Origin of the sequence: uncultured Sphingomonas sp. (genome assembly GCF_964237335.1) — a bacterium.
Taxonomy (GTDB): Bacteria; Pseudomonadota; Alphaproteobacteria; order Sphingomonadales; family Sphingomonadaceae; genus Sphingomonas.
In genome coordinates, this window is record NZ_CAXSHM010000011.1 from 83,566 (window position 1) to 90,054 (window position 6,489).

Annotated in this window: 6 protein-coding genes; 4 read left to right on the top strand and 2 right to left on the bottom strand. The window is 68.5% G+C overall.

The window, feature by feature from the left end; all coding sequences use genetic code 11:
• Positions 1-19: 19 nt before the first annotated feature.
• Together ACFE65_RS07870 and ACFE65_RS07875 are read right to left on the bottom strand one after the other, a co-directional pair.
• Complete coding sequence (locus tag ACFE65_RS07870; protein ID WP_375381799.1) at positions 20-751, bottom strand: hypothetical protein; 732 nt, start codon at positions 749-751, stop codon at positions 20-22.
• Positions 751-1,959 carry a toxic anion resistance protein gene (locus ACFE65_RS07875; RefSeq protein ID WP_375381800.1) on the bottom strand — a complete coding sequence of 403 codons (1,209 nt, stop codon included), beginning with the start codon at positions 1,957-1,959 and terminating at the stop codon, positions 751-753. The genes ACFE65_RS07870 and ACFE65_RS07875 overlap by 1 nt, the downstream gene beginning before the upstream one ends.
• A gap of 188 nt (positions 1,960-2,147) precedes the next feature.
• On the opposite strand from ACFE65_RS07875, the gene typA reads away from it, so the two are divergent.
• The 4 genes from typA (at position 2,148) to ACFE65_RS07895 (ending at position 6,009) form a co-directional block, all read left to right on the top strand.
• On the top strand, positions 2,148-3,989 hold the full coding sequence (gene typA / locus ACFE65_RS07880) for a translational GTPase TypA (RefSeq protein WP_375381801.1): 1,842 nt from the start codon (positions 2,148-2,150) through the stop codon (positions 3,987-3,989).
• Positions 3,990-4,129: 140 nt separating this feature from the next.
• A complete protein-coding gene (locus ACFE65_RS07885) occupies positions 4,130-4,372 on the top strand; it encodes a type II toxin-antitoxin system Phd/YefM family antitoxin (RefSeq protein ID WP_375381802.1) in 243 nt (80 codons plus the stop codon).
• Positions 4,369-4,755, top strand: a complete 387-nt coding sequence (locus ACFE65_RS07890) for a type II toxin-antitoxin system VapC family toxin (RefSeq protein WP_375381803.1) — start codon at positions 4,369-4,371, stop codon at positions 4,753-4,755. Before ACFE65_RS07885 ends, ACFE65_RS07890 begins: the two co-directional genes overlap by 4 nt.
• 204 nt (positions 4,756-4,959) lie before the next feature.
• A complete protein-coding gene (locus ACFE65_RS07895) occupies positions 4,960-6,009 on the top strand; it encodes a hypothetical protein (protein WP_375381804.1) in 1,050 nt (349 codons plus the stop codon).
• Positions 6,010-6,489: the final 480 nt, after the last annotated feature.

The following is a 6,489-nucleotide window of genomic DNA, read 5'->3' on the forward strand; positions in this document are numbered from 1 at the left end:
CCGCACCCGGGCAAGAGGCTCAGCCCTCGCCGTCTCCCTGGTACTTTATCTCCAGATAGCGGCCGCGGGTCGCCAGTGCGTCGAGGTCGCCTTGCGCCAGGGTCGCGCTCATTTCGCCCAATTGCCGGTCGATCAGCGACAGGCCGTCGACCAGCTGCGCGTCCGGCGTCCGGCCGTTGCGGGGCGCGGTGCGAAGGTTGGCGGGTACCCGCTGATAGCCACGCACGAACTCGGGGAGCTGTTCGGCGACGAGCTTGCGCACCTCCTCGCCGGCCGGAGCGCCGGCTTCTAGCGCGGCAAGCTGAGGCCCGAGCGTATCAAGCCGGAGGCCGATCTGGTCCACCAGGTCACGCGCCGGCGCGGGTAGGGCGGGCCGCTGCGCCGCGAGCCAGCGCTCGGTCTGCGACGGGAGCGCCTTCAGGTCGACGTCCCGCAATGTCTCCGGCGCCGGAGCACGGCGGGAGCGGTGGGGCTGCGCCGCGATGGCGATCGTGGCGATCAGCATCAGCAGCATAACGCCCAGCACGCCGAACAGCCCGATCGGCATCACCAGCCCGATCACGACAGCGGCGACAACGATGACGAGGTTCGCGATGCCGATCGCCGCCGCCGCGCGCTTGGCCCGCGCGCGCGCCGCCGCCCGGGCACGCCGCCGCGCCTCGGCCTCGGCGACGGGCGATCCCGACAGCTCCTCGCGTCGCCGAGCGAGCGTGGCGCCGGCGCTGGCCATCACCTCGTCCGCGCTGTCCATCACACCGACTCGAGCCGGAACTGATCCGGTGCGCCCCCGGCGATCCGGTTCTGGGTCGCGCCCTCCGCCCGCGCGATGTAGCCGCGCGACTTCTCCACCTCGTTGCCGAGCGTGTTCACCGTCGTCTTCATCGAATCGAGCGCCTTCAGCTTGAAACTGTCGATCGCGTCCATCGTCTCGTAGATGTTCTGGAACGCGCGCTGCAGCGTCTCGATCGGGATCGTCGCGTTCGCCGCCTGCTCGTGGATGCGCGCGGTGTTGTCCTTGAGCAGCTTGCCGGTCGAATCGATGATGTTCGCGGTCGTCGTGTTGAGCTGCGTGATCTGTTCGAGCACCAGTTTCTGGTTGGTGAGCGCCTGCGCCACCGTCACCGCCGTGCGCAGCGCCGCGACTGTCGTGGTGGAGGCGCGATCGACGCCCTTCACCAGCTCGACGTTGTTCTTCTTGACCAGATCGAGCGCCAGATAGCCCTGCACCGTCACCGCCATCTGCGTCAGCAGGTCCTGCGTCCGCTGGCGGGCGTAGAACAGCGCGGTCTCGCGGATCGCCTTCGCCTTGGCGGGATCGGAGTGGTCGAGCTCGTTCGCCTTGTCCTCCAGCGCGGCGTCCATCGCGCGCGACAGATGGATCATCTGTTCGAGCCGGCCCATTGCCGCCCACAAGTTCGCGCGCTCGGTATCGATCGCAGCATTGTCCATCAGCAGCTCGTCCTTGCCGGACGCAAGGCTCTTCAGGATCGAGCTGATGTGCGTCTGCGAGGATTTGTACGTGTCGAAGTAATTGCGCATCTTGTTGCCGAACGGGATGATCCCGAACAGCTTCTGCGGCGCGGTGAGATTGCCCTTCTTGCCGGGGTCCAGATCCTCGATCACGCGCCGCAGCTGGGCGAGATCCGTGCCGACGCCCGACTCCTTGTCCATCGCCTTCACTGGCCGGTCGAGGAAGCGATTTGATTGCCCGGCGGCGTCGCGGATCTCCTTCGCGCCCATCGCGGTGATCGCGTCGACGCGCTTGCCGAACTCGGGACTGTTGACGTCCTGCGCCACCAGATCGGTGACGAACGACTGCACGCGCTCGTCGAGCTTCGACTTCACGCCCGCGTCCACCGGCACCAGCCCGGCGGCCTTGGACGCCTGTACCACCGGCACGGGATCGGGCGGCGTCAGGACAAGCTCCTTCTCGGGAGCCAGCGTATCGGTCTCGGGCATCGGGCCTCCTCGCAGCGCAAGCCGCCGGGATGGCAGGCCCCACGTGTCTCATCGATCTAGCACACCTGCGCGGCCCCGCAAGGACGGGCGGTCAAGCAAGCGGGCGCCGGATCGCAGTTGGGCTTTCGGCACCGCAGCATTTCGGCTATGGACCGCGGCGACGACCCCGCAAAAGTTCAGGAAATCTCATGCGTCTCCGCAACGTGGCCATCATCGCGCACGTCGATCATGGCAAGACGACGCTCGTCGACCAGCTCTTCCGCCAGTCCGGCACCTATCGCGACAACCAGCGCATCGAAGAGCGCGCGATGGACTCCAACGACCTCGAGAAGGAGCGCGGGATCACCATCCTGGCCAAGTGCACTTCGGTCGAGTGGACGCCCGCGGCGGGCGGCGACACGACGCGGATCAACATCGTCGACACGCCCGGCCACGCCGATTTCGGCGGCGAGGTGGAGCGCATCCTCTCGATGGTCGACGGCGTCATCCTGCTGGTCGATTCGTCGGAGGGCGCGATGCCGCAGACCAAGTTCGTGACCGGCAAGGCGCTGGCGCTGGGCCTGAAGCCGATCGTCGTCGTCAACAAGATCGACCGCCCCGACGAGCGCACGCAGGAGGTGCTGGACGAGGTGTTCGACCTGTTCGTGTCGCTGGACGCCACGGACGAACAGCTTGATTTTCCTGTCCTTTTCGCCTCGGGCCGCAACGGCTACGCCGGCACCGACCCGCTGGCGCGCGAGGGGACGCTGGCGCCGCTGTTCGACAAGATCGTCGCCCATGTGCCGCCGCCGTCCGCCGATCCCGATGGCCCGTTCAAGTTCCTGGTCACGCTGCTCGACCGCGACAATTTCCTCGGCCGCATCCTGACGGGGCTGATCTTCTCGGGCTCGATCAGGACCAACATGCCGATCGTGGCGCTGAGCCCGGAGGGCGCTGTGGTCGAGAGCGGCCGCGCGTCCAAGATCCTCGCCTTCCGCGGGCTGGAGCGGGTGCCGGTGGACGAGGCGAACGCGGGCGACATCATCTCGATCGCCGGGCTGACCGCCGCGACCGTCGCCAACACGATCGCCGACCCGGCCGTCACCGAGCCGTTGCACGCGCAGCCGATCGATCCGCCGACGCTGTCGATGCGCTTCGCCGTGAACGACTCGCCGATGGCCGGCCGCGAGGGCACCAAGGTGACCAGCCGGATGATCCGCGATCGCCTGTTCCGCGAGGCCGAGTCCAACGTAGCGATCAAGGTGACGGAGGCCGCCGACCGCGACAGCTACGAGGTCGCGGGCCGCGGCGAGCTGCAGCTCGGCGTGCTGATCGAGACGATGCGCCGGGAGGGCTTCGAGCTCGGGATCAGCCGCCCGCGCGTGCTGTTCGGCACCGACGAGGACGGCAAGCGCACCGAGCCGTACGAGACGGTCATCATCGACGTCGACGACGAATATTCGGGCACGGTCGTCGAGAAGATGGCGTCGCGCAAGGCGGAGCTGACCGACATGCGCCCGTCGACCGGCGGCAAGACGCGCATCACCTTCTCCGCGCCGTCGCGCGGCATGATCGGATATCATGGCGAGTTCCTGTCGGACACGCGCGGCACCGGCATCATGAACCGGCTGTACGAGAAATATGGGCCCTACAAGGGCACGATCGAGGGCCGGAAGAACGGCGTCCTGATCTCCAACGGCGCGGGCGAGGCGAACAGCTATGCGCTCGGCCCGCTCGAGGAGCGCGGCATCCTGTTCGTCGGGCACGGCGAGGTGCTGTACGAGGGTATGATCGTCGGCGAGAACGCCAAGCCGGACGACCTCGAGGTCAACCCGATGAAGACCAAGGCGCTGACCAACTTCCGCGCGTCGGGCGGCAAGGACGACCAGGTCCGCCTGACGCCGCCTAAGCGCGCGACGCTGGAACAGGCGATCGCCTACATCGACGACGACGAGATGGTGGAGGTGACGCCCAAGTCGATCCGGCTGAGGAAGCGGCATCTCGATCCCAACGAGCGCAAGCGCGCGAGCCGGAGCCGGGAAGCCGCCTGAGCGCACCGCCGCAGCGCACGCTGCGGCGGCAACGCTGGCGGCCGGCCGGCGGGTGGCCGAGCCGCATCGCGGCCAGTCCAGCCCGTCCGACGTTACGTCGGAGTGTTGAGCCTGGTCAGGCGATGGGTTAGAACTCGCGCGTGGCCACCGTCAGCCTTCACGACGCGGAACACCGTCTCTCGGAACTGATCGAGCAGGTGCTCGCCGGTGAGGAGGTGGTGATCGCGCGCGATGAACTGCCCGTGGTGCGGATCGTGCGCGAAGCGCCGCCCGCGCCGGCGAAGAAACCGTTGCTGGGGGCGATGAAGGGCAGGATCAATGTCGGCGATGAGGCGATGGAGCCGCTGCCCGATGCGTATCTCGGCCTCGATTTCCGGGATTGAGGCTGATCCTCGACACCCATGCGCTGCTCTGGATGTTGCAGAGCAGTCAGCGACTGTCCCCGCGCGTCGTCGGCTTGCTCGGCGATCCGGAGACGGAGATACTCGTGAGCGCGGTGTCGGCGTACGAGATCTGTGCGAAATACACCCTCGGCAAGCTCCCGGAAGCGGCTGCGCTGGCGTCTGACTTCGTCGGCGAGCTTGCTCCGCTGGACCTGACGCCGCTCGCCGTCACGCTCGCCCGCGCCGAGACGGCCGGCAAGCTGCCGATGATCCATCGCGACCCGTTCGACCGGCTGCTGATCGCGCAGGCGTTGGTGGAGCGCGTGCCGCTGGTCAGCAACGAGGCGCTGTTCGACGGGTTCGGCATCGAACGGATCTGGTGAGGCGCTCCAATCTCCCGTCACCCCGGCCCTGAGCCGGGGTCCCGCTCCTTTCCGCACCACCGCCGAGAAGAAGCGGGACCCCGGATCAAGTCCGGGGTGACGAAGAGGGCTATTTACCCATCCGGTTAGAAACCGCTGTCCTACAACCATCGCTTTCCCGTAAACGCTGGCCGATCCGAACCAGCTAGGGACAAGTCCACCACCATGCGCGACCGCACTCCCGTGCCCCGCGACGAGCGCGCGGCGCTGCCCGATTTCGCGCCCGTGCCGCGGCTGAAGCACCGGCACGACGGCTGGACGCCCGAGCGGCAGCGCGCGTTCATCGAAGCGCTTGCCGACACGGGCAGCGTCAGCCGCGCGGCGGCCAGCGTCAACATGGCGCAGGCCAATTGCTACACGCTGCGCCGCGCGCCGGGCGCAGAGAGCTTCCGTCAGGCCTGGAACGCGGCGCTCGACTGCGGCGTCGCGCGGCTGAAGGACATCGCGCTCGAACGCGCGATCGACGGCCAGCTCGTACCCGTCTTCAAGGCCGGGAAGCTCGCCGGCTTCTCGCGCAAGCGCAACGACGCGCTGCTGATGTTCTGCCTGCGCCATTATGGCCAGGACGCCGGCGGGCGGCGCACCACCATCAACTATTTCTCCACCCGCGCGAGCGCCGGTGTGGCGGGGGGCGGGGTTGGCGGCGGGGGCGAGGCCGCGGCCGAGGCGTCGACCACCACAGTCCGCACCACGATCTCGGGCGAGCCTGGCGCCCCCGACGCGCTCGCCCGCGAAGGCGATGCCGCGGCCCGGATCGAGGCGTTCGCGGGCGTGGCGCTCGATGCCGAGGCGGGCGCCGCGATCGCCGCCGCGCTCGAAGCCTGCGCGGCCCGCCGCCGCGAGGCCGATGCCACGATCGAGGCCGGCGGCGACGCCGCGCTCGCCGTGCAGGCGGCTGACCCGGACGAGCCGTTCGTGCGTCCGGACAAGGCGTGCCTCGACTGGCACGGCGACTTCGAGCCGCCGGCGCGCATGACCGAGTGGGTGCCGTTCGCCGACGGCGAGTCGCCCTGGGAGATGGCCGGGGCGGACCTGCCGGACTGGGCGGCAGCCGCGCGGGAGATGCTGTCCGAGGAGCCCGCACCGGACGCGGCACCGGAGCCGGCACCAGAGGCGGCACCGAGGGAGCCGATGCCCCCGACTGACCGCGGCGAGGCCACGGACGGCACCGGCCGCCGCCGCCGCCGCAAGACACCCGCCGCGCGGACGGGATGACGGACCGCGGCCGACGGCTGGTCGAGGGCTGTCGCCCATTCTCCAGCGATCGATCGGCAGGCGGGTGCTTCCGACCCGGCCGTTCAGCACATGGCCGCCTTCCCGTTCCTCCATGTCCAACCGGCAGTGTCGGGAAACGCGATCGGGAACAGGTTCCGGGAAAGGCGATAGCGATCAGAGCGGCAGACTTGACGTATGCCGGACCTTTGTCCAATCTTCTTCTGGACGTGTAAAAGTCACAGCCCGGTAGGTAGTCCGGGTGGCATTTACGCTCGTACGAGCCGCCCGCATGTGCGGGACCGGCCTCCGGCACGTCCTTTTCCGATAATGGGAAAGGTGTGTCTTATGGAAATATCAAAATGGATCGTCGCTTTCGTGGCGGTGTTCAACTTCGGCGGGCTTGTGGCGGATGCGCTCGTGCCGGCAACGTAACTGCTCACGGGGTTGGCGCATGACGGCTTGATCAGGCGACTGCGAAGC